The organism is Mesorhizobium sp. P2_E9 (assembly GCF_056403815.1).
The window spans coordinates 263,667-286,052 of record NZ_JBFUET010000008.1 but is presented as its reverse complement, the minus strand read 5'-3'; the positions used below and the strand labels follow the sequence as shown (position 1 = coordinate 286,052).

The following is a 22,386-nucleotide window of genomic DNA, read 5'->3' as shown; positions in this document are numbered from 1 at the left end:
TGGTGAGACCAGCAGGCATGGCAGGCACACGGTGCGGATGAACGAACGCAGCCTCCCCGCAACCATGCTTTTGTCCATTCGCGACAGGCGGATGCAGAAGGCAAACGCCGCTGCGCACAAGGCCACCGCTACCACAGGAACGCTGGTCGCTTCCTACAACGTCCACAAATGCATCGGCGTCGACCGCAAATTCGATCCCGAGCGGACCAGCCGCGTCATCCGCGAAATCGATCCGGACGTCATCGCCCTGCAGGAAGCGGACAACCGCTTCGGCGACCGTGACGGACTTCTCGACCTGCCGCGCCTCGAGCGGGAAACAGGCCTGGTGCCAGTGCCGATTTCAGCCACCGGCAAGGGCCATGGCTGGCACGGCAATGTCCTCCTGTTCAAGAAGGGCGTCGTCCGCGACGTGCATCAGATCAGGCTTCCCGGCCTGGAACCGCGCGGCGCGGTGGTGGCGGAGATCGACCTCGACGGAAACCGAACCTTGCGCGTCATCGCCGCCCATCTCGGTCTGCTGCGCCATTCGCGCTCGCAACAGGCCCGCGTCGTGCTGGACATCATGAGCAGCGCCGACGAGAAGCCGACGCTCCTGCTCGGCGACCTCAACGAATGGCGGCTCGGCAACCGCTCGGCGCTCAACACGCTGCATTCGACGTTTGGGCCGCAGCCGCCGGCGGTCCCCACCTTCCCCTCAAACCTGCCGCTGCTGGCGCTCGACCGGATCATGACCAATCGGCACGGAATGATCGCAGCGGTGGAAGCGCATGATACGCCGCTTTCGCGCGTCGCCTCCGACCATTTGCCGCTGACAGCCTTCGTTCGCCTATAGGCCCGGCCTGTCGTGCACGGCCTTGAAAGCTCGGGATTTATTTGGGAACGCTAATTCTCTCCGCGAGTTGATACGCATTGAACCGTAGGAGAACGAGACGTGAAAAAGCTATTCCTGGCTTCCATGGTGGCATTGGCCGCCACAGCCGCAGTCATTGCGCCGACGCAAGCCGCGAGCGTGATCATCCAATCGGACGACGGCAACCAGTATTCACCGGACGACCAGTCCGACAACGGCCAGATCGTCATTCGCCGGCATCACCGGCATAATTACGACAACCAGTACGGCGATGACCAGAACGCGCAGTATGATGACAACTACGATGGCGAGTATCGCCGCCACCATCGGCATCACCGCTGTCATATCGAGATCATCAAGCACTGGCGCCACCATCACAGGGTGATCGAGCAGGTTCGCGTCTGCGGTTAACCCGCATACTGCCTTTTGAGCAAGACGACGTGATCTGCTTCCGAGCAGGAAGCAATCCACAGCGGTAAGCGATGATGCGGCATAGCCACGCCCTTTAAAAGACGTGGCTATGCCGCATTGCACAATTTCGCGGCCTTGCCCACAATGCAGGCATGGTCCGATCCTCCCTAGCCGTCCTGGTGATCGATGAAAATCGCATCCGCGCCTCGATCATCGAGGCCGGCCTGCGCGAGGCCGGCCATCAGCGGGTCACGGTTATCCATGACGTGACCGGCATTGCGCGGCGGATCGCCGAGATCGAACCTGACGTCATCGTCATCGATCTCGAAAATCCCAACCGCGATATGCTCGAAAACATGTTCCAGCTGTCGCGCGCCGTAAAGCGCCCGATCGCCATGTTTGTCGACCGCTCCGACCAGGCGTCGATCGAGGCGGCGGTCGACGCCGGCGTCTCCGCCTATGTCGTCGATGGGCTCAGGCAAGAGCGCGTCAAGCCGATCCTCGACATGGCGGTCAGCCGCTTCAATGCCTTCTCGCGCATGGCGCGCGAGCTGGAAGAGGCGCGCAGCGAGCTCGAGAGCCGTAAGGTGATCGATCGTGCCAAGGGCATTCTTATGAAGTCGCGCGGCCTCTCCGAGGAGGCCGCTTATACGCTGCTGCGCAAGACGGCGATGAACCAGAACCGCAAGATCAGCGATATCGCCCAGAGCCTGGTGACTGCCGCCGGGTTGCTGGGGCCGGCGGAGGACGAATGAGCATGGGCGCCGAGCACCAGATCACTGCCGGCTTCATGCCGCTTTTCGACAGCGCCGTGCTGGTCGCCGCAAGCGAGCTTGGCTTCGCCGCACGCGAAGGCATTGAGCTCAAATTGCACCGCGAGACCTCCTGGGCCAACATCCGCGACCGCATGGCCATCGGCCACTTCGATCTCGCGCATATGCTGGGACCGATGCCGCTCGCCTGCAATCTCGGGCTGACGCCGCTCGCTTCCGAAACCATCGTGCCGTTCTCGCTGGGCTTGGGCGGCAATTGCGTCACCATCTCCAACGCCGTCTGGGCCGGCATGGCAGCGCATGGCGCTGAACCCGATCTCGATCCGGCACGCGCCGGAACGGCACTTCGCGCATTCATCCGTGAGCGTGTGGCGGCTGGCCACGAGCCGCTTCGCTTTGCCGTGGTGCATCCGCATTCCGGGCACAATTACGAACTGCGCTACTGGCTCGCCGCCTGCGGCATCGATCCCGACCGCGAAATCGAGATCGTCATCGTGCCGCCGCCCTTCATGGCCGACGCGCTGGCCGCTGGGCGCATCGACGGCTACTGCGTCGGCGAGCCCTGGAACAGCGCTGCGGTCGCCGCCGGCACCGGCCATATCGTCACCGTCAAGGCGCTGCTGTGGAAGAACAGCCCGGAGAAGGTGATCGGCGTGCGCAAGGCCTGGGCGGACGAGTATCCCGATTCTCTGGCGGCATTGCTGCGCGCGCTGCATCATTCGGCGCGCTGGTGCCAGGATCCCGCCAACCACGCAGAATTGGCTGCTGTGATGGCGCAGCCCGGCTTCCTCGGTCTGCCGCCCGCTGTGCAGATGCCGATCCTGACCGGCCATCTCCAATTGGGCGGCGGAGCGGAGCGAGATATCGACGACTTCTTCCTGCCTTTCGACAAGGCGGCGAATTTTCCGTGGAAGAGCCATGCTCTGTGGTTCTACACGCAGATGGTGCGCTGGGGGCACGTGGCGCACACGCCTGAAAACCTCGCCATTGCCCGCGAATGCTACCGGCCCGACCTCTACCGCTCGGCGCTGAAACCGCTCGGCGTGGCGCTACCCGGCGCCAATGCGAAGGTCGAGGGCGCGCTCAAGGTCGCCACCGCGGTCGGCGCGACCGGGGCCGGCCTGGTGCTTGGTCCCGACGGTTTCTTCGACGGCCAGATCTTCGATCCCGACGAGATCGATGCCTACATAGCACGCCAGAAATCGGCCCGCGCGGAGGCCTGATCATTTTCGCGCCATTCTTGTGCATTGCACAAAAATTGTGCGTGCACTAGCGTTGATGAACAATCTTTGGCTTGCTCGCCCTGCGGGCCGTGCGCCGACAACTGCACCATATCATTGATTTTATTGGTATTTATCATCCATTCCGAAACTGGCACGGTTCCTGCCTTGCAATAGGCAGACTCTTCTCGGGTCACGTAACAGGCGTCCAATGGCGGGCGCTACAGGCAAAGCTGCCGCTCAGGTCAACACGCGATCCCGGATGGACGGACGCGCGCGGCCTGGCCGGCGGCTTTTTTGTTTTGACCGAACACGCAATCGACGGCGCTGATCCCGAGCAGTGCCCAACGGGAGATGACGATGACGAAACGCATCAAGACTGAAACCCCTCTTGAGGGCATGACCCGTCGCAATTTTCTGATGGCAAGTGCTGCCACTGCGGCAACCCTGGCAGCCGCGCGTGCGCTGCTCCCCTCTGGGGCCTATGCCGCGACCGCCGCCCCGGAAGTCACGGGCGCCAAGCTCGGCTTCATCGCGCTGACCGATGCCGCGCCCCTGATGATCGCCAAGGAGAAGGGCCTGTTCGCCAAATACGGCATGCCCGATGTCGAGGTGCTGAAGCAGGCCTCCTGGGGCGCCACGCGCGACAATCTGATGCTCGGCGGCGAGGCCAACGGCATTGACGGCGCCCACATCCTGACGCCGCTGCCTTACCTCATGCACACCGGCAAGGTGACGCAGAACAACCAGCCGATGCCGATGGCGATCGTGGCGCGGCTGAACTACGACTGCCAGGGCATTTCCGTCGCTCAGGAGTACGCCGCCACCGGCGTCGGCCTCGACGCTTCCAAGCTGAAGGAAGCCTTCGCCGCCAAGAAGGCCGCCGGCAAGGAAGTGAAGGCCGCCATGACCTTCCCGGGCGGCACGCATGACCTGTGGATACGCTACTGGCTGGCCGCCGGGGGCATCGATCCCGACAAGGACGTCTCGACCATCGTCGTGCCACCGCCGCAGATGGTGGCCAACATGAAGGTTGGCAACATGGACGTGTTCTGCGTCGGCGAGCCGTGGAACGAGCAGCTGGTCCACCAGGGCGTCGGCTTCACCGCCGCCACCACGGGTGAGTTGTGGAAGGGCCATCCGGAAAAGGCTCTCGGCCTGCGTGCCGCCTTCATCGAGAAGAACCCGAACGCCACCAAGGCGATCCTGATGGCCGTCATGGAAGCCCAGCAATGGTGCGAGGCCATGGAGAACAAGGACGAGATGGCCGCTATCATCGGCAAGCGGCAGTGGATGAACGTGCCCGTCGCCGACATCATCGGTCGCCTCAAGGGCGATATCAACTACGGCAATGGCCGCGTCGCCAAGGGCACCGACCTCTACATGAAGTTCTGGAAGGGCGGCGTCTCCTATCCGTTCAAGAGCCATGATTCGTGGTTCCTCGCCGAGAACATCCGCTGGGGCAAATTCGCACCGACCACCGACGTCAAGGCGCTGGTCGATCAGGTCAACCGCGAGGATCTGTGGCGCGAGGCGGCGAAGGATCTCAGCGTGGCGGCCACCGACATTCCGGCATCCTCGTCCCGTGGCGTCGAGACCTTCTTCGACGGCAAGGTCTTCGATCCGGCCAACCCGTCCGCCTACCTCGACAGCCTCAAGATCAAGGCATCGGCTTAGGCGCAACGGCGCTCGCGCCGTTGTCGCCCAACGCCCAGGAGTTTTTCCAAGACATGTCCATCCAAACCATCGAGGACACCAAGGTGAAGGCGTTTCCGGCAAAGCCCGCCGAACTGGTCACCTTCACAGCCAAAGCCCGGCGCCGCATCGACCTGCTCGCCATTGCCGGCAAGCTGGCGACGGCGCTGGTGCCGCCGGCCGTCGTCATCCTCGTCCTGCTCGTCGTCTGGCAGGTCGCCTGCTCGTCACCCACATCAAGCCTGCCGCCGCCGAGCCAGGTGTGGAACGAGGCCTACGACCTAATCGCGCATCCGTTTTTCGACAACGGCCCGCAGGATATCGGGCTGGCGTGGCGGGTGCTTATCTCGCTGCAGCGCGTCGCCATCGGCTTCGGCATGGCGGCGGTGGTCGGGGTAGCCCTCGGCGCGCTGGTCGGCCAGTCGGTCTGGGCGATGCGCGGCCTTGATCCGGTGTTCCAGATCCTGCGCACCGTACCGCCGCTGGCCTGGCTGCCACTGTCGTTGGCGGCGTTCCGCGATTCCAGCCCGTCGGCTCTGTTCGTCATCTTCATCACGTCGATCTGGCCGATCATCATCAACACCGCCGTCGGCGTGCGCAACATCCCGCAGGATTACCGCAACGTCGCCCGCATCCTGCGGCTCAACCCGTTCGAGTTCTTCGTCAAGATCATGGTGCCGGCCGCGGCCCCCTACATCTTCACCGGTCTGCGCATCGGCATCGGCTTGTCCTGGCTCGCCATCGTCGCCGCCGAAATGCTGACCGGCGGCGTCGGCATCGGCTTCTTCATCTGGGACGCCTGGAACTCGTCGCGGCTGCCCGACATCATCGTCGCGCTCGCCTATATCGGCGTCACCGGCTTCTGCCTCGACCGGCTGGTCGCGGCGGTGGGTGCCTTCGTCACCCGTGGCACAACGGCAAAATGAGGAGGGCAAGATGACGACCTATCTGAAGCTCGACCATATCGACAAATCCTTTGCCCGTGGCGGCCAGGTCAGCGAGGTGCTTAGGGATATCAGGCTGACCATCGACAAGGGAGAATTCGTCTCCATCATCGGCCATTCCGGTTGCGGCAAGTCAACCTTGCTCAACCTGATCGCCGGCCTGACCAATGTATCCGCCGGCGCCGTGCTGCTCGAAAACAAGGAGGTCGACAGCCCCGGACCCGAACGCGCGGTCGTGTTCCAGAACCACTCGCTGCTGCCTTGGCTCACGGTCTACGAGAACATCAACCTCGCAGTATCCAAGGTCTTCGGGCGCAGCAAGAGTCGAGCGGAGCGGCACGACTGGATCATGCGCAATCTCGACCTCGTGCAGATGGCGCATGCCAGGGACAAGCGCCCGGCCGAGATCTCCGGCGGCATGAAGCAGCGTGTCGGCATTGCACGCGCGCTGGCCATGGAGCCGAAGATCCTGCTGCTCGACGAGCCGTTCGGCGCGCTCGACGCGCTGACGCGCGCCCATCTGCAGGACGCGGTGATGGACATCCATTCGAGGCTGGACTCGACGACCATCATGATCACCCACGATGTCGACGAGGCCGTGCTCTTGTCCGATCGCATCGTCATGATGACCAACGGCCCGGCCGCGACCATCGGCGAGGTGCTTGCCGTGCCGCTGGCCCGACCGCGCCGGCGTGTCGAGCTCTCCTCCGACCGCACCTTCCTGCGCTGCCGCGAAGCGGTGCTGAAGTTCCTCTACGAGCGCCACCGCTTCGTAACGGCCGCGGAGTAAAGTCATGACCGAAAAACGCGCAATCATCGGCAATTGGCAATCTGCATCGGCAATAGGCAGTCTACCGCACTGCACAAATATTATGCTGCCGTGCAAGGCAGTCTGACTAATCTTTGATCCGCTGCCGTGCTTGGTCAAAAGTAGCTCGGTTGCGATTCACATTGATTTTATTCGACAATCCGGGGAACCGTCGAATTGGCACGTTTCCTGCTTTCAAGAGTGTAGGCCCGCAAGGGCCAAGTGACACGGCGTCCAATGGCGGGCGCCACAGGCAAAGCTGCCGCTCAGGTCAATGCGCGATCCCGGATGGACGGACGCGCGAAGACTTGACCGGCGGCTTTTTTGTTTTTTGCGCGATCGACGGCGCTGGTCCAAGCGGCGCCCAACCGGAGACGACGATGACGAAACGGATCGGAACTGGCGCGTCCCTCGCGGACTTCACGCGCCGCGATTTTCTGGCCAGCAGCGCGCTGACGGCGGCACTGTTCACCGCCGCGCTCCTGCTGTTTCCGATCGGCGCCAAGACCCAAAGCAAGGACCTGACGGTCGCGAACCCGGTCTCGTTGCACCCATCGATGCCGCGCCGCTGACCATTCACCCACAAAATATCCGTGGCGCCTCCCACGCCGCAAACCGGAGCCAGACATTGACCGCAAATCTCCCAGCCGCGCCCAGCCAGGACAGTGCTCCCCGGCAGGCGCTTGTAATGTCCACCATCGCCTTCACCGTATGCTTCGCGGTGTGGACGATCTTCTCAATCATCGGCGTGCGCATAAAGCAGGAGCTCGGGCTGAACGAGACGCAGTTCGGCCTGCTCGTCGGCACGCCGATCCTCACCGGTTCGCTCGTGCGCATGGTGCTCGGCGTCTGGACCGACCGCTTTGGCGGACGGCTGGTCTATACCGCGACCATGCTTGCGGCGGCGGTCGCGACCTTCCTGCTGGCTTTCGCGCACACCTACGGGCAGATGCTGGTTGCCGCGCTCGGCGTTGGGCTCGCCGGCGGCTCCTTCGCCGTCGGCGTATCCTATGTCTCGCGCTTCTTCCCAGCCGACAAGCAGGGCACGGCCCTCGGTATCTTCGGTGCCGGCAATGTCGGCGCCGCGGTCACCAAATTCCTGGCGCCCTTCGTGCTTCTCTCCTGGGGCTGGCAGTCGGTGGCGCTGATCTGGGCGGCAGCGCTCGTCGTCATGGCCGCCATCTTCTGGTTCACCACCGGCGATGATCCCGTCATCCGCGAGCGCCGCGCCGGCAAGGTGGCACCGATGAGGAGCTTCTGGCAGGAATTCGCGCCGCTCAAGAATGTGCAGGTCTGGCGCTTCGCCTTCTACTACTTCTTCGCCTTTGGCGCGTTCGTGGCGCTGTCGCTGTGGCTGCCGCGCTACCTGATCGGCGTCTACGGCTTTGGGCTTGCGACCGCCGGCATGATCGGCGCGGCCTATTCAATTCCCGCGAGTGTCTTCCGCGCCTATGGCGGCGTGCTTTCCGACCGGATCGGCGCCCGCACCGTGCTCTATTCGACGTTCGCCGTCAGTGCCGTCGCGACTCTCGTTCTGTCTCTCCCCTCGGCAGACTACGTCGTGCGCGGCATTAGCGGGCCGATCGCCTTCCATTTCGAGATCGGCCCGCTCGCCTTCATCGCCGTCGCCTGCGTGCTCGGCTTTTTCATGAGCCTCGGCAAGGCCGCCGTCTACAAGCACATCCCCGCTTATTACCCGCAGAGTGTCGGCGCGGTCGGCGGTGTTGTCGGTATGATCGGCGGGCTCGGCGGCTTTATCCTGCCGATCGCCTTCGGCGCCCTCAACGACCTTACCGGCGTGTGGTCGAGCTGCTTCATGCTGCTCTTCGTCATCGTCATCACCTGCTTGGCCTGGATGCACGTCTCCATCCGGCGGATGGAGCGCGCGGCGTCCACCGAAGCATCAAGCCTTTCCTACGCGGCTGAGTGAGACCGGAGCGGATCAGCAATATGACCGAAAAACTCGTCATCATCGGCAACGGCATGGCCCCCGGGCGCATGCTGGAGCATCTCCTGGAAAAGGCGCCCGGGCGCTACCAGGTCACCATCTTCAACGCCGAACCGCGCGTGAACTACGACCGCATCATGTTGTCGCCGGTTCTGTCGGGCGAGAAGGCCTATGAGGAAATCATCATCCATGGCGACGGCTGGTACATCAAGCACGGCATCACCCTCTACAAGGGCCACAAGATCGTCGCCATCGACCGACAGGCGAAGACCGTCACCTCCGATCACGGCGTGACCGAGCCCTACGACAAGCTTGTCGTCGCCACCGGCTCGGTACCGTTCATCATCCCGGTGCCGGGCCACAATCTGCCCGGCGTGCTGACCTACCGAGATCTCGATGACGTACGCGCCATGATGCTTGCCGCCCAGTCGCGGGCCAAGGCGGTCGTCATAGGCGGCGGCCTGCTGGGCTTGGAAGCCGCGGCCGGCCTCAACGCGCAAGGCATGGACGTCACCGTGCTGCATGTCATGCCGACGCTGATGGAGCGCCAACTCGATCCCGCTGCCGGCTACCTCCTGCAGCGCGCGGTCGAAGCGCGCGGCATCAAGGTCATCACCAAGGCCAACACCCAGGCGATATCAGGCAACGGCAAGGTCGAGCAGGTGGAACTCGCCGACGGCACAATCATCCCGGCGACGCTGGTCGTGATGGCGGTCGGCATCCGTCCGAATGCCGCAATCGCCAAGGAGGCCGGCATTGCCGTCAATCGCGGCATCGTCGTTGATGCCGGCATGCGCAGCAACGACCCCGACATCTTCGCGCTCGGCGAATGCGCCGAGGTCAATGGCATGGTCTACGGTCTGGTGGCGCCACTCTACGAGATGGCGCGCGTGGCCGCGAGCCAGCTTGCCGGCGACGAGGCGGCCGCGTTCGTCCATTCGGACACGCCGACCAAGCTCAAGGTCACCGGCATCGAGCTGTTCTCGCTGGGTGACTTCGCGGATGGCGACGACCGCCAGGAGATCGTGTTGCGCGACGCTTCGGCCGGTGTCTACAAGCGCCTTGTGCTGAAGGACGACCGCATCATCGGCACCGTGCTCTACGGCGAGACATCCGATGGCGCCTGGTTCAACGACCTCAAGAAGAAGCAGACCGACATTTCGGAGATGCGCGACACGCTCATCTTCGGCCAATCCTACCAGGGGGGTGCCCCGCTGGACCCTATGGCGGCCGTTGCAGCCTTGCCGGATGATGCGGAAATCTGCGGCTGCAACGGCGTTTGCAAGGGAAAGATCATCGGTGCGATCACGGCCAAGGGCCTGACCTCGCTCGACGACGTGCGCGCCCACACCAAGGCGTCGGCCTCCTGCGGTTCCTGCACCGGACTGGTCGAGAAGCTGATGGTGCTGACCATCGGCGACACTTACAACCCGGCGGCAGTCCAGCCCATGTGCTCCTGCACCACGCTCGGCCATGACGAAGTGCGCCGGCTGATCAAAGCCAAGCACCTGAAGACCATTCCCGCCGTCATGCAGGAGCTGGAATGGAAGACCTCCTGCGGCTGCGCCAAATGCCGGCCGGCGCTGAACTACTATCTCGTCTGCGACTGGCCGAACGACTACGCCGATGACTACCAGTCGCGTTTCATCAACGAGCGCGTCCACGCCAACATCCAGAAGGACGGCACCTATTCAGTGGTACCGCGCATGTGGGGCGGCGTGACCAATGCCGCCGAACTGCGCGCCATCGCCGATGTCGTCGACAAGTTCGAGATCCCGATGGTCAAGGTCACTGGCGGCCAGCGCATCGACATGCTGGGCATCCGCAAGGAGGACTTGCCGGCGGTGTGGGCCGATCTCGGCCAGGCCGGCTTCGTCTCCGGCCATGCCTACGCCAAGGGCCTGCGCACGGTGAAGACCTGCGTCGGCTCTGACTGGTGCCGCTTCGGCACGCAGGATTCGACGGGGCTGGGCATCCGCATCGAGAAATTCATGTGGGGCTCGTGGACCCCGGCCAAGGTCAAGATGGCGGTGTCGGGCTGCCCACGCAACTGCGCCGAGGCGACCTGCAAGGATGTCGGCGTCATCTGCGTCGACTCTGGCTACGAGATCCATTTTGCCGGCGCCGCCGGCCTCGACATCAAGGGCACCGAAGTGCTCGGCATGGTCAGAACCGAGGACGAGGCGTTGGAGCACATCGTGGCGCTGACGCAGATGTACCGCGAGCAGGGCCGCTATCTCGAGCGCATCTACAAATGGGCCAAACGCATCGGCATCCCCGAGATCAAGCGCCAGATCATGGACGATGGCGAGAAGCGCAAGGCCTATTACGAGCGCTTCGTCTTTTCCCAGAAATTCGCCCAGGTCGATCCGTGGTCGGAACGCGTGTCCGGCAAGGACAAGCACGAATTCCGGCCGATGGCTTCGGTCGGGTTTGCCGAGGCGGCGGAGTGAGCGCGTGTTCCCGAAAAGTGGGAACCGGTTTTCGGTCAAGAACACGCGCAAAAAGGGAATTCACATGAACTGGATCGCCATCGGCTCCCTCTCCGACATCCCGCGTCGTGGCGCACGCTGCGTTGCCACGCCGCAAGGCAAGGTCGCCGTCTTCCGCACCCAGGACGATCAGGTCTATGCCATCGACGACCATTGCCCGCACAAAGGTGGGCCGCTGAGCCAAGGCATCGTGCACGGCACCGCGGTGACCTGCCCCTTGCACAATTGGGTGATCTCGCTGGAGACCGGCAAGGCGCTCGGCGCCGACGAAGGCGTGGTGCGCACCATCCCGGTCAAGATCGAGGGCGAGCGCCTTTTCCTGGCGCTGGAAGCGCTGGCCAGCCGCGCCGCCTGACCATGGAGATTGACGCAGCACGCGAGGTGAGGACCACCTGCCCCTATTGCGGGGTGGGCTGCGGCGTGCTGGCGAAGGTCGCCGCGGACGGGCAAGTGTCCGTCCGCGGCGACCCCGATCATCCCGCGAATTTCGGCCGGCTCTGCTCCAAGGGCTCGGCGCTGGCCGAGACCATCGATCTCGACGGCCGGCTGCTCTATCCCGATATCCACGGCCGCCGCGCCGGCTGGGACGAAGCGCTCGACCTCGTCGCATCGACTTTCTCGCAAACCATCGCCGAGCACGGCCCGGATGCGATCGCTTTCTATGTCTCGGGCCAGTTGCTGACTGAGGATTACTACCTCGCCAACAAGCTGATGAAGGGCTTCATCGGTTCGGCCAACATCGACACCAATTCGAGGCTGTGCATGGCCTCGTCCGTCGCCGGCCACCGCCGCGCCTTCGGCGCCGACACGGTGCCGGGAACCTACGAGGATCTGGAACTCGCCGACCTCATCGTGCTGGTCGGCTCCAACCTCGCCTGGTGCCACCCCGTGCTCTACCAGCGCATCGCCGCAGCCCGGGAAAAGCGACCGCAGATGAAGATCGTGCTCATCGACCCGCGCCGCACCATGACATCTGACATCGCCGACATGCATCTCGCGATCGCGCCGGATGGCGACGTCGCTCTGTTCACCGGCCTGCTTGCCTGGCTCGGCCAGCACAACGCGCTCGACCGCACCTACATCACCGCGCACACGACCGGCTTCGGCCAAGCGCTTTTCGCCGCCTCGGCGCTCGACCTTTCCGGCGTTGCCGCGGCCACGGGCCTCAGCGAGGACGAGCTTACCCGCTTCTACAGCCTGTTCGCCGCGACCCCCAGGACGGTGACCGTCTACAGCCAGGGCGTGAACCAATCGTCGTCCGGCACCGACAAGGTCAACGCCATCATCAACTGCCATCTCGCCACCGGCCGGATCGGCAAACCGGGAGCCGGCCCGTTCTCGGTGACCGGCCAGCCCAACGCCATGGGCGGCCGCGAGGTCGGCGGCATGGCCAACATGCTGGCCGCCCATATGGAGATCGAGAACCCTGAACATCGCGACCGTGTGCAGCGTTTCTGGAACGCACCGGCCGTTGCCCAAAAGCCCGGCCTGAAGGCGGTCGAGATGTTTCAAGCCGTGGCCGACGGGCGCATCAAGGCGCTGTGGATCATGGCCACCAACCCGGTCGATTCGATGCCGGATGCCGACGCCGTCGAAGCGGCGATCAAGGCTTGCCCGTTCGTCGTGGTCTCGGACGTGCTGGCCAGCACGGACACGGTGCGTCACGCCCATGTCCGGCTGCCCGCCGCCGCCTGGGGCGAGAAGGACGGCACCGTCACCAATTCCGAGCGCCGCATCTCGCGCCAGCGGTCGTTTTTGACGGCACCCGGCGAGGCGCGGCCAGACTGGTGGATCATCGCGGAGGTGGCGCGGCGGATGGGGTTCGGCGAGGCGTTTGCGCACGAAACGCCGGCGGAGGTTTTTGGCGAGCACGCGACACTGTCGGGGTTTGAGAATGATGGCGCGCGCGATTTCGATATCGGCGCGCATGCTGGGGCCGATGCTGGAAGCTACGCATCACTTGAACCATTCCAATGGCCAGCGCCGAGCCTCGGGGGCGGCACGACCGAGCAGCAACCCACCCGCTTCTTCGCCAACGGCAACTTCTACACACCCGACCGCAAGGCGCGCTTCATCGCCATCCGGGCCACCACGGAAAGCCGCACCACCCCCGACTACCCGCTCATCCTCAACACCGGCCGGATCCGCGACCACTGGCACACCATGACGCGCACCGGCAAAAGCCCGCGGCTGTCCCAGCACATCGCCGAGCCCTTTGTCGAAATCCACCCGGCGGATGCACAGCATCACGGCATCGGTGACGCCGACATCGTGCGTATCTCCAGCCCGCGCGGTGACGTGCTCGTCCGTGCCCTGATCACGCCCCGCCAGCGCCCGGGCAGCGTCTTCGCGCCGATGCATTGGACCGATCAGTTCGCGGCAAAAGGCCGGCTCGACGCGCTGACCGCGCCGCTCACTGACCCAATCTCAGGCCAGCCAGCGCTAAAACATGTCGCGGCCCGCATCGAGAAATTTGCCGCCAAGGTCTTTGGTTTTGCCGTGACGCGGCAACGTCCCGAAGCGATCACCGCCGACTATTGGGCAGCAGCCCGCTGCAAGGGCGGCTGGCGGGTCGAGCTAGCCTTTGCCGACGACGCTGTCGACTGGACGGCCTTCGCCGGCTCGCTCTTCAATGCCTCCTCGGCCGAAATGCTCGCCTATCACGACCGCGACGCCGGCCAGCATCGCATAGCCGCTTTCGACGGCGAGCACCTTGCCGGCGCCTTGTTCGTCGCACCCGGCCCGGTCGCCGTCTCGCGTGGCTGGGCGGCTGAACAGTTGGAAGCGCCTCACGCCAGCCAGCGCGAACGCTTCCGGATCGTCGCCGGCCGCGCCGGTGCCGATCGGCCCGATGCCGGTGCCACTGTCTGTTCCTGTTTCAGCGTCGGGGCCAACCAGATCATGGCGGCCGTGACAGCCGGCTGCACCACCGTCGAAGCCATCGGCGGCGCGCTGAAGGCCGGCACCAATTGCGGCTCCTGCCGATCCGAGATCCGCGCCCTCATCCAGGCCAACCGCGTTCAGGCAGCCGAGTGAACGGCGCCCTTCCTTAGCTGACGAAATAGCGCTGCCATTCGAAGTCGGTGATGTGCGACGCCTGCCAGGCATCGAACGCTGCCTGCTCGGCCCGCCGACTTTCGGCATAATTGTCGCGGAAGGCCGCGCCGAAGGCATCGGCACAGAAATCGGACGCCGCGAACGCCATAGGCTGACATGCTGATGCGCGCCGCAGGCGCTTTCCTTGCCCGGCGGCTGGAAGCGCGTCATGATTGTCCCGGCATCGCGCATTGGCGAATGTAGATGAGGGGTTCATATGATCGTTTATGATTTCACTGGCAGGCATGCGGTCGTCGCCGGCGCCGGCGGTGGCATGGGCGAGGCGATCGCACTCGCCCTGCTCGACGCCGGCGCCTCCGTCACCGCCATCGACGTCAAGGCCCGTCCAGCGTCGCTGGCCGCCTATGACGACAGGCTCACCTTCGCCCAGGGCGATCTCACCGACGCCGCCTTCGTCGAGCAGGTCGTCGGCACGGCGGGCCGCGAACGCGGTGGCATCGACTATCTCGCCAATGTCGCCGGCGTGCTCTGGTTCGGCCGCGACAAGTCGGCGCTCGAGATGGACCTCGACGTCTGGGACGAGGTCTTCAGGATCAACCTGAAATCCTTCGTCCACACCGCACGGTCGGTCGTTCCGCATATGCGCGCCGGCGGGCGCGGTGGCGCCATGGTGCATTTCTCGACCATCCAGTGGTATCGTGGCGATCCGAAACCACAAGACGCCTACCAGGCTTCGAAGGCAGGGGTCTGCGCGCTCTCCAAATCGCTGGCCATGCAGCTTGCCGGCGAGCGCATCCGCTCCAACGCCATCTGCCCCGGCATGGCGCTGACCCCGCTGCAGGCGCGCTGGGACACCGAGGAGAAGCGCTCGGCCGTGGCCGAGTACACACCGCTCGGACGCATCGGTACGCCGCAGGACATGGCCAACGCTGCCTTGTTCCTGCTCTCCGACGCCGCGAGCTACATCACCGGCATCGAGCTTGCCGTCGACGGTGGCCTGTTGATGCGCATGTAGCCACCACGGCCGCCCACCACAAAAGCAATTGCTTCTATACTTCACCCAGCCACTCGTAATTCGAGGTACATGCGGGCACGGCTTCGCCGCCGGGCGATCTCTGATCGCTCGTCTTTGCCGCCGTTTCTCGAATTCATGTCCGAAAGGCAGCCCCCCGCCCCTCGGATGACGCGGAAACTATGCCCGGCCCTGATGAAGGTCAATTCAACCTGCGGCTGTTCGGCTGACTATTATTGGGAGGGGTTTTTCAAGCTATAGCAATTAGTTAGCAAGTTGCGCCGCCAACCTGTCGCACTTTGACCGGTCCAGTTCTCGGCATTTGGTACCTCTGGACACAAGTGTTGAAGGCTGGAAAATGGGCAACGAAACCACGCTGTTGGAGTTGACTCGAAAGAGCTGGAGGATAGTGCTGAATTTGGAAGATATTGCCGGCCATCCGGCGTTGCATCGCTTCGTTCAGGAGCAGTCGCTGGCGTTGATCCAGATCTACGAAGAGAGCCCGCGACTGGCTGCCATTTTTGCCACGCAGCAGCGCTGGCTGATGGCTCATGTCGGCCTGGCCATGCATTTCAGGCGCGATCCGAACGACCGCCGCAAGGAACTGACAGTCTCGCGTTTCATCGAGGTCGTGCACAAGAATGCCGTGGCCAGCCGCAACACGGCGGACGCTTTCATCAAGGAGATGCTGTATTACAACATCGCCGAGTATGTGGCGGGCGGCGACGGCCGCACGCATCCCCTGCAACCGACAGCGGCCACCATCGAGAGGTTCACCGGCTGGGTGATCGCTCATCTGCGCACGCTTGACCATATCGATGGCGGCGACCGGATGGCCAGATACCTGGACCGGCCCGACATGCTTGCCACGCTGCAGCCGCTGGTGGCTGATGGCCTGCTTGCCTCAAAGCCGGTGCGCGAACCCAACCAGACCTTTTCCCTGTTCATCTGGCTCAACAATGGCGGCATCGTCATGGACTGGCTGATGTCCGGCATCGATCCCGACCATGCCGGCCTGGAGCGGATACCGACCAGCGTGGTGTCGATTGGCGACTTCGCCAAATGGCTCAAGCTGTCGCGGACCCATCTCGGCCGCAAACTGCGCACCGCCGAGGAACTCGGCAGCATCGGCTGGCTTGGCCAGCGTGGCCATTCGGTGATGTGGGTGTCGCACGGCTTCTATGAGGAATACATGACCGTGCAGGCCGCCAAGCTGGCGGTCGTCGACAGCGCCTTTGAGGCCTGCTTTCCGCCATCGCAAGGTAGTGGCTGAGCAGCGCCGCGCGAGGGGCAAACCGTGAAGCGCGTCTTCCGTCTGAAATTGCGTCAGAACAAGTAGATAAGTTGGTTCTGCGTCTCCCCGAGGCAATGAATCGCCTCCACGATTTGTGCCCACTGTACACATTCACTCACTATTGACGGCCAGCGTCTGGACACGGGCCGCGAAGGCTGAAAATGTGGTTTTGCGTCTTCGCGGCAAGGGGGCTTATCGCAGCGGGGGAGAATGGCGCTCACATTGGAAGAGATTGCCGGCCATCCGGCATTGCATCGCTATGTTCGCGTCCAGGCGCAGGCGATGAACCAGACCTATGAGACGAACCCGCGGCTTTCCTCGGTGTTCGCCACGCAGCAACGCTGGCTGATGGCGCATATCGGTCTTGCCCTGTATTTCAGGCGCGAGCCTGACGACTATCGCAAAGAACTGACAGCGGCGCGTTTCATCGACGTGATCCGGCAGCATGCCGTGGCCAGCCGCAACACCGCCGACGCCTTCATCAAGGAAATGCTGCACTACGGTTTCATCGAGTATGCGCCCGCGACACAAGATGGCCGCATCCGCCCCCTGCAGCCATCGGTGACCTCGCTGGAGCCGGTTACCCTCTGGCTGATGGCGCATCTGCACACGCTGGACAGTCTTGACGGTGCGAACCGCCTGGCCCTGTTCCTGGCCCGGCCGGACGCACTCACCATGGTGCAGCCACGGATTGCCGATGGCTTGCTCTCGTCCAATCCGGTACGTGAGCCCAAGCAGACGTTTTCCCTGTTCACCTGGCTCAACAATGGCGGCGTCGTCATGGACTGGCTGATAGCGGGCGTCGATCCGGACCATGCCGGCCTCGATCGAATCCCGACGGGTATCGTGTCTATCGGTGATTTCGCCAAATGGCTCAAGCTGTCTCGAACCCATCTGGCGCGCAAGCTGCGCGATGCCGAAGACCTCGGCAGCATCGGTTGGCTCGGCCAACGCGGCAATTCGGTGATGTGGATGTCGCCCGATTTCTACCAGGAATACATGACCGCCCAGGCGGTGAAGCTGGCCATCATGGATGCCGCCTTCACCGAAGCCTTTGGTTCGGCGACAGGCCGCTGACCGGTGCGACATCCCCCGTGTGGGGATGCACAAATGTGTCATGCTCGCTAGCACTCAAGTTGTCGCCATGCGCGGCGTTATGATTGGAGAGGGGCCTGCATGAAAAAGCGTTACGAAAAACCGACGCTGGACAAGCGTCAGAAGCTGTCCAGCGTCACTGCGGCATGTACGCCCTCCACCTGTGTCGATTGATGCTCGCCGAGCATCACCGACACTGACCTCAGGCAAACTTCGCCGTTCTCAATCGATGTCGAACGAGACGCCCTGGGCAAGCGGCAGCGCCTTGGAATAGTTCACCGTGTTGGTGGCGCGCCGCATATAGGCCTTCCACGCATCGGAGCCGCTCTCGCGGCCGCCGCCGGTTTCCTTTTCGCCGCCAAAAGCACCGCCGATCTCGGCTCCCGACGTGCCGATATTGACATTGGCGATGCCGCAGTCCGAACCGTCGACACCGAGGAAGCGCTCGGATTCCTGCAGGTCGCGGGTAAAGATCGACGACGACAGGCCGGCGCCAACGGCATTGTGCTCGTCGAGCACGGCGTCGAAATCCGAATATTTCATCACATAGAGGATCGGCGCGAAGGTCTCTTCGGTCACCGGCGAGACTTGGCTTTGCATTTCGACCAGCGCCGGATGCACATAATACGCATCGGGGTGGCCGTTCTCGACCCGCGTGCCGCCGGTCACCTTGCCGCCATGGGCGGCCGCTTCCTTCAACGCCTTCTGCATGGCATCGAACGCCGCCTTGTCGATCAGCGGCCCGACCAGCGAGGACGTCTCCAGCGGATTGCCGACCGAGACGCTCTCGTAGGCCTTCTTCAGCCGCGGAACCAGCGCGTCATAGACGCTGTCATGGACGAACAGGCGCCGCAGTGTCGTGCAGCGCTGGCCTGCCGTGCCCATGGCGCCGAAGGCGATGGCGCGCAACGCCATGTCGAGATCGGCGGTCGGGCAGACGATGCCGGCATTGTTGCCACCGAGCTCGAGCACGGCGCGGGCAAAGCGCTTGGCCAGGCGCGGCCCGACATCCCGGCCCATGCGGGTCGACCCGGTGGCCGAAACCAGCGGCACCTTGGGATGGTCGACCAGGATTTCGCCGACGGCGCGGTCGCCAATCAGCACCGGCGCCAGGCCCTGCGGCGCATCAGTGCCGAAACGCTTCACCGCGCGCTTGAAGATCGCCTCGCAGGCAAGTGCGGTCAGCGGCGTCTTCTCCGACGGCTTCCACACCACCGCGTCACCGCAGACCAGCGCCAGTGCCGCATTCCACGACCACACCGCGACCGGGAAGTTGAAGGCCGAAATGACACCGACGACGCCGAGCGGATGCCAGGTTTCCATCATGCGATGGCCCGGACGCTCGGTGGCGATGGTCAGGCCATACAATTGTCGGGACAGACCGACGGCGAAATCGCAAATGTCGATCATCTCCTGCACTTCGCCGAGGCCTTCGGAAGGGATTTTACCGACCTCGATCGACACCAGCCGGCCAAGCTCGGTCTTGTGCGCACGCAGTTCCTCGCCAAGCAGCCGCACCAGTTCGCCGCGCCGGGGACCCGGCACCATCCGCCAAGACTGGAACGCCTTGTGCGCGGCATCGATGGCCTTGGCCGCATCGGCCGGCGAAATCGTCTTCAGAGCGGCAATCTCTTCGCCCGTTACCGGGCTGCGCACGATGAGGTCGCCACCGACAAGCGCGTCCTTGGCCACACCCAGTTTCGCCAGAAGCTCAGCCGTTTCCTTCGCTAAGGTCATTTTTGTCCCTTTCAGATCCCGTCGTCATCACATGGCGTCGGGTCAGAGCCTCGCGCCATTTCGCCCGCGTGCCAAAGGCACTCCAGACACAGTCATGGCGTGGCCTTACGCGTTTCAGGGGAAAATCGCCACCCCGGCATGGTCCAAGGCTAAATTACACGATTGAGCCAGAGACGATCGAGCCAGACAGGCGGATGGCGCTCAGTTGGCTTTTTTCGCCGGCGCGCGCACGGCACCGTCTTTCATCAAGCGGTCGATATGCATGCGGATATGGGCCGCTTCCGCCGCCGTGTTGGCAAGCGCGATGGCGCGATCGAAGGCGACACGCGCTTCCTCGCCCCGGTCGAGTTGCATCAGCAGCCCACCCTTGAGGCCGAAGAAGTGGAAATAGCCGGAAAGCCTCGGCTCCAGCGGCTCGATCATGGCAAGGGCGGCTTCCGGGCCGCGCACCTTGGAGACCGCCACCGCGCGGTTGAGCGTGATCACCGGTGACGGCTGCATCTGTTCGAGCAGGCCGTAGAGCAGGTCGATCTCCACCCAGTCGGTGTCCTCGGCCTTCTCTGCCCGCGCATGCAGGGCGGCGATCGCCGCCTGCACCTGGTAGGGGCCGGGCTTGCGATGGCGCAATGCCTTGTCGACAAGGGCCAGCCCCTCGTCGATCATCTTGCGGCTCCACAGGCCGCGATCCTGGTCCTCGAGCAGCACGATCTCGCCGTCTCCGTCGAAGCGGGCCGGCGCGCGCGCATGCTGCAGCAAAAGCAGCGCCGTCAGCCCCATGATTTCGGGCTCGGTCTGGAACAGCCTAAGCAGCAGCCGGGCGAGCCGGATCGCCTCCTCGCACAGTGGCGCACGGGCCGGTGCCTCGCCGCTGTTGGTCGAATAGCCCTCATTGAAGATCAGGTAGACCATGGCAGCCACCGCCGCGAGCCGTTCGGACCGCTCGACCGCGCCTGGCGTCTCGAACGGCACGCCGGCGTCGGCAATACGCGCCTTGGCGCGGGTGATGCGCTGCTCCATGGCGCTCTCACCGACCAGGAAGGCGCGCGCGATCTGCTTGACGGTAAGGCCGGAGACTATGCGCAGCGCGACCGCGATCTGCTGCGTTGCCGGCAGATCGGGGTGACAGCAGATGAACAAGAGCCGCAAGATGTCGTCGCGGTAATGCGCCCCGTCCAGCCGCTCGGCGATGTCGCTCTCGGCATCGTCCAGGTCGGAGATCTGGTCCTCTTCCGGCATCGGCGCCTGCTTGGCGCGCTTGCGCACCGCATCGATGCCGCTGTTGCGGCCGACAAAGATCAGCCAGGCCGCGGGATCGCGCGGCGGCCCGTTCTGCGGCCAGTTCTTCAGTGCCCTGAGGCACGCATCCTGGAAAGCCTCCTCCGCCGTGTCGAGATCGCGGAAATAGCGCAGTAGCGCGCCCATCGCCTGCGGGCGGGCGGCGCTGATCGCGGAGCTGATCCAGGCCAGTTCGGTCATACGGCCACCTTGGTGGGATTGAACACCGACACCGGCCGGATCTCATAGGACCCCCCGCTCGGGTTGACCTCTGAGAGCTCACGGGCGAATTCGACGGCCTCGTCGAGATCGGCGCATTCCAGCGTGTAGAAACCGAGGAACTGCTCCTTGGTCTCGGCGAACGGCCCATCGATGACCACCGATTCGCCTTTGACTTTCCGCAGCGTCGTCGCCGCCGTCGTCGGCAAAAGCCGCGCTACAGGGCCGAGCCGGCCGGCTTGGGCGTACTTGTCCTGAACGTTGAGGAGATTGGCCATGACTTCATCGTCCTGCGCCTTGCTCCAGGAGCTGACGACGTCTTCGGAGGCATAGCAGAGGATTGCGTAGAGCATGGTTGGTCCTTTTCTGTATCAAAGGACGAAACAGTAAGACCGATCCCGACACGACGTCGATAAAAAAATCCTGACAAAGCAACCGCCTGTGGCCGCCAGTCACCTTTCGTGCGTCTTCAACCATCTCAGCACAAGCGCTTCCTCGTCATCGAGACCGTCAATGGACCGCTTGCGCTTGTTGGCTTGCGCCATTTCATCAAGCAATCGCCCCTTCGACCAGGCCTCGAAAACCTGCGGGTGGATATAGCATTTGCGGCAGACGGCGCGCGTGTTGCCCAGCCGCTCGGCCACTCTGTCGATGACGCTGTTCATCACCCGCTTTTGCTGCGCCTGGCTTTCTGGCAGTTCCGTCTGCGCAAACAACGACGCGGCATGGATGGTGCCGCCCCAGGTCCGGAAATGCTTGGAACTGAAAGCGTCGCCGGCGGCGTCCCTGATGTAACGGTTGACGTCGTCGGAGCGGACCGGACGCCTGTTGCCGTCCTCGTCGAGATACTGGAACAGCTTCTGGCCCGGCAGGTCCTGCGCACCCCGAACGATCCCGGCGATGCGGCGATCGACCAGCTTCAGTCTCCATTCCTTGCCGGACTTGCCCTTGAAGGCAAAACGCAGGCTCGATCCCTTGATATCGACATGGCGGTCCCGCAACGTCGTCAGACCGAAGCTCTTGTTGTCGCGCGCATAGGCGGCATTGCCGACGCGGATCATCGTGTTGTCGAGCAGCCAGACAACCGCGGCGACGACGCGCTCGAACGGCAGGCCATGACGGTGCAAATCGCTGTCTATCGTGCGCCGCAGCTTGGCCAGGCTTTCGGCGAAAGCAACAAGGCTCGAATATTTGGCGCCATCGCGTTCTTGCGCCCATTGCGGATGGTAGCGATACTGCTTGCGCCCCCGCTGATCCCTGCCGGTCGCCTGGATATGTCCGTTGGCATCAGGCGAGATCCAGACATCCGTCCAGGCCGGCGGAATGACGATCGCCTCGATGCGCGCCCTGGCGGCATCCGAGACGGGCTTCCCGTTCGGTCCCTTGTAGGAAAATCCCTTGCCTGTCTTCAACCGGCGGATGCCGGGCTCGGCATCGCTGACATAGATCAGTGCGGCGTCCCTAGCCGAGCTTTGCGCCCTTCGCCCTAGATGATCTTCCCCTGCAACCGGTCGACCAAAATGCACCTCTGATTTGTCCAGCATGTCCACTCCACC

General features: G+C 63.9%; 21 protein-coding genes. 15 read left to right on the top strand and 6 right to left on the bottom strand.

What is annotated here, in order from left to right; genetic code table 11:
- The first annotated feature begins 91 nt into the window (after positions 1-91).
- From AC1D05_RS16345 to AC1D05_RS16330, 4 genes are all read left to right on the top strand, one after another.
- A complete protein-coding gene (locus AC1D05_RS16345; protein ID WP_477442039.1) occupies positions 92-832 on the top strand; it encodes an endonuclease/exonuclease/phosphatase family protein in 741 nt (246 codons plus the stop codon).
- Between the two features lie 99 nt (positions 833-931).
- Complete coding sequence (locus tag AC1D05_RS16340) at positions 932-1,261, top strand: hypothetical protein (RefSeq protein WP_477442037.1); 330 nt, start codon at positions 932-934, stop codon at positions 1,259-1,261.
- Between the two features lie 152 nt (positions 1,262-1,413).
- Complete coding sequence (locus AC1D05_RS16335; RefSeq protein WP_027045429.1) at positions 1,414-2,016, top strand: ANTAR domain-containing response regulator; 603 nt, start codon at positions 1,414-1,416, stop codon at positions 2,014-2,016.
- 2 nt (positions 2,017-2,018) lie between these two features.
- Positions 2,019-3,257, top strand: coding sequence for a CmpA/NrtA family ABC transporter substrate-binding protein (locus tag AC1D05_RS16330; protein ID WP_477442087.1), 1,239 nt, complete (start codon positions 2,019-2,021; stop codon positions 3,255-3,257).
- Between the two features lie 242 nt (positions 3,258-3,499).
- Here AC1D05_RS16330 and AC1D05_RS16325 read toward each other — a convergent pair whose 3' ends face one another.
- The gene (locus AC1D05_RS16325) at positions 3,500-3,628 is read right to left on the bottom strand and encodes a hypothetical protein (protein ID WP_477442035.1); all 129 of its coding nucleotides are present in this window, start codon (positions 3,626-3,628) and stop codon (positions 3,500-3,502) included.
- Here AC1D05_RS16325 and AC1D05_RS16320 point away from each other — a divergent pair.
- From AC1D05_RS16320 to AC1D05_RS16285, 8 genes are all read left to right on the top strand, one after another.
- Positions 3,615-4,931 carry a CmpA/NrtA family ABC transporter substrate-binding protein gene (locus tag AC1D05_RS16320; RefSeq protein WP_477442034.1) on the top strand — a complete coding sequence of 439 codons (1,317 nt, stop codon included), beginning with the start codon at positions 3,615-3,617 and terminating at the stop codon, positions 4,929-4,931. The genes AC1D05_RS16325 and AC1D05_RS16320 overlap by 14 nt on opposite strands.
- Positions 4,932-4,984: 53 nt before the next feature.
- Positions 4,985-5,875: a nitrate ABC transporter permease gene (gene ntrB, locus AC1D05_RS16315; RefSeq protein WP_477442032.1), complete on the top strand. Its 891-nt coding sequence runs from the start codon at positions 4,985-4,987 to the stop codon at positions 5,873-5,875.
- 10 nt (positions 5,876-5,885) lie between these two features.
- On the top strand, positions 5,886-6,683 hold the full coding sequence (locus tag AC1D05_RS16310) for an ABC transporter ATP-binding protein (protein WP_477442030.1): 798 nt from the start codon (positions 5,886-5,888) through the stop codon (positions 6,681-6,683).
- A 398-nt stretch (positions 6,684-7,081) separates the two neighbouring features.
- Positions 7,082-7,273, top strand: a complete 192-nt coding sequence (locus tag AC1D05_RS16305) for a twin-arginine translocation signal domain-containing protein (RefSeq protein WP_258581760.1) — start codon at positions 7,082-7,084, stop codon at positions 7,271-7,273.
- Positions 7,274-7,389: 116 nt separating this feature from the next.
- Entirely contained in the window at positions 7,390-8,631 is a 1,242-nt protein-coding gene (locus AC1D05_RS16300) for an MFS transporter (protein WP_477442029.1), read from the top strand.
- A 20-nt stretch (positions 8,632-8,651) separates the two neighbouring features.
- Positions 8,652-11,102, top strand: coding sequence for a nitrite reductase large subunit NirB (gene nirB, locus AC1D05_RS16295; protein ID WP_477442027.1), 2,451 nt, complete (start codon positions 8,652-8,654; stop codon positions 11,100-11,102).
- Positions 11,103-11,166: 64 nt separating this feature from the next.
- Positions 11,167-11,496, top strand: a complete 330-nt coding sequence (gene nirD / locus AC1D05_RS16290; RefSeq protein WP_477442025.1) for a nitrite reductase small subunit NirD — start codon at positions 11,167-11,169, stop codon at positions 11,494-11,496.
- Between the two features lie 2 nt (positions 11,497-11,498).
- Positions 11,499-14,177 carry a nitrate reductase gene (locus AC1D05_RS16285; RefSeq protein WP_477442024.1) on the top strand — a complete coding sequence of 893 codons (2,679 nt, stop codon included), beginning with the start codon at positions 11,499-11,501 and terminating at the stop codon, positions 14,175-14,177.
- A gap of 13 nt (positions 14,178-14,190) precedes the next feature.
- On the opposite strand, the gene AC1D05_RS16280 is transcribed toward AC1D05_RS16285, so the two are convergent.
- Positions 14,191-14,346, bottom strand: coding sequence for a hypothetical protein (locus tag AC1D05_RS16280; RefSeq protein ID WP_477442022.1), 156 nt, complete (start codon positions 14,344-14,346; stop codon positions 14,191-14,193).
- 108 nt (positions 14,347-14,454) lie between these two features.
- Between AC1D05_RS16280 and AC1D05_RS16275 the strand changes: the two genes are divergently transcribed.
- The 3 genes from AC1D05_RS16275 (at position 14,455) to AC1D05_RS16265 (ending at position 17,581) form a co-directional block, all read left to right on the top strand.
- A complete protein-coding gene (locus AC1D05_RS16275; RefSeq protein WP_477442020.1) occupies positions 14,455-15,213 on the top strand; it encodes an SDR family NAD(P)-dependent oxidoreductase in 759 nt (252 codons plus the stop codon).
- Between the two features lie 403 nt (positions 15,214-15,616).
- The gene (locus AC1D05_RS16270) at positions 15,617-16,483 is read left to right on the top strand and encodes a hypothetical protein (protein ID WP_477442086.1); all 867 of its coding nucleotides are present in this window, start codon (positions 15,617-15,619) and stop codon (positions 16,481-16,483) included.
- 231 nt (positions 16,484-16,714) lie between these two features.
- Positions 16,715-17,581, top strand: a complete 867-nt coding sequence (locus tag AC1D05_RS16265; RefSeq protein WP_477442019.1) for a hypothetical protein — start codon at positions 16,715-16,717, stop codon at positions 17,579-17,581.
- A gap of 240 nt (positions 17,582-17,821) precedes the next feature.
- On the opposite strand, the gene amaB is transcribed toward AC1D05_RS16265, so the two are convergent.
- The 4 genes from amaB to AC1D05_RS16245 form a co-directional block, all read right to left on the bottom strand.
- The gene (gene amaB / locus AC1D05_RS16260; protein ID WP_477442017.1) at positions 17,822-19,336 is read right to left on the bottom strand and encodes an L-piperidine-6-carboxylate dehydrogenase; all 1,515 of its coding nucleotides are present in this window, start codon (positions 19,334-19,336) and stop codon (positions 17,822-17,824) included.
- A 201-nt stretch (positions 19,337-19,537) separates the two neighbouring features.
- Complete coding sequence (locus tag AC1D05_RS16255) at positions 19,538-20,812, bottom strand: RNA polymerase sigma factor (RefSeq protein WP_477442015.1); 1,275 nt, start codon at positions 20,810-20,812, stop codon at positions 19,538-19,540.
- Positions 20,809-21,183 carry a YciI family protein gene (locus tag AC1D05_RS16250; protein WP_477442014.1) on the bottom strand — a complete coding sequence of 125 codons (375 nt, stop codon included), beginning with the start codon at positions 21,181-21,183 and terminating at the stop codon, positions 20,809-20,811. The genes AC1D05_RS16255 and AC1D05_RS16250 overlap by 4 nt, the downstream gene beginning before the upstream one ends.
- A 99-nt stretch (positions 21,184-21,282) precedes the next feature.
- Positions 21,283-22,374: a DNA topoisomerase IB gene (locus tag AC1D05_RS16245; protein WP_477442012.1), complete on the bottom strand. Its 1,092-nt coding sequence runs from the start codon at positions 22,372-22,374 to the stop codon at positions 21,283-21,285.
- Between the last annotated feature and the right edge of the window lie 12 nt (positions 22,375-22,386).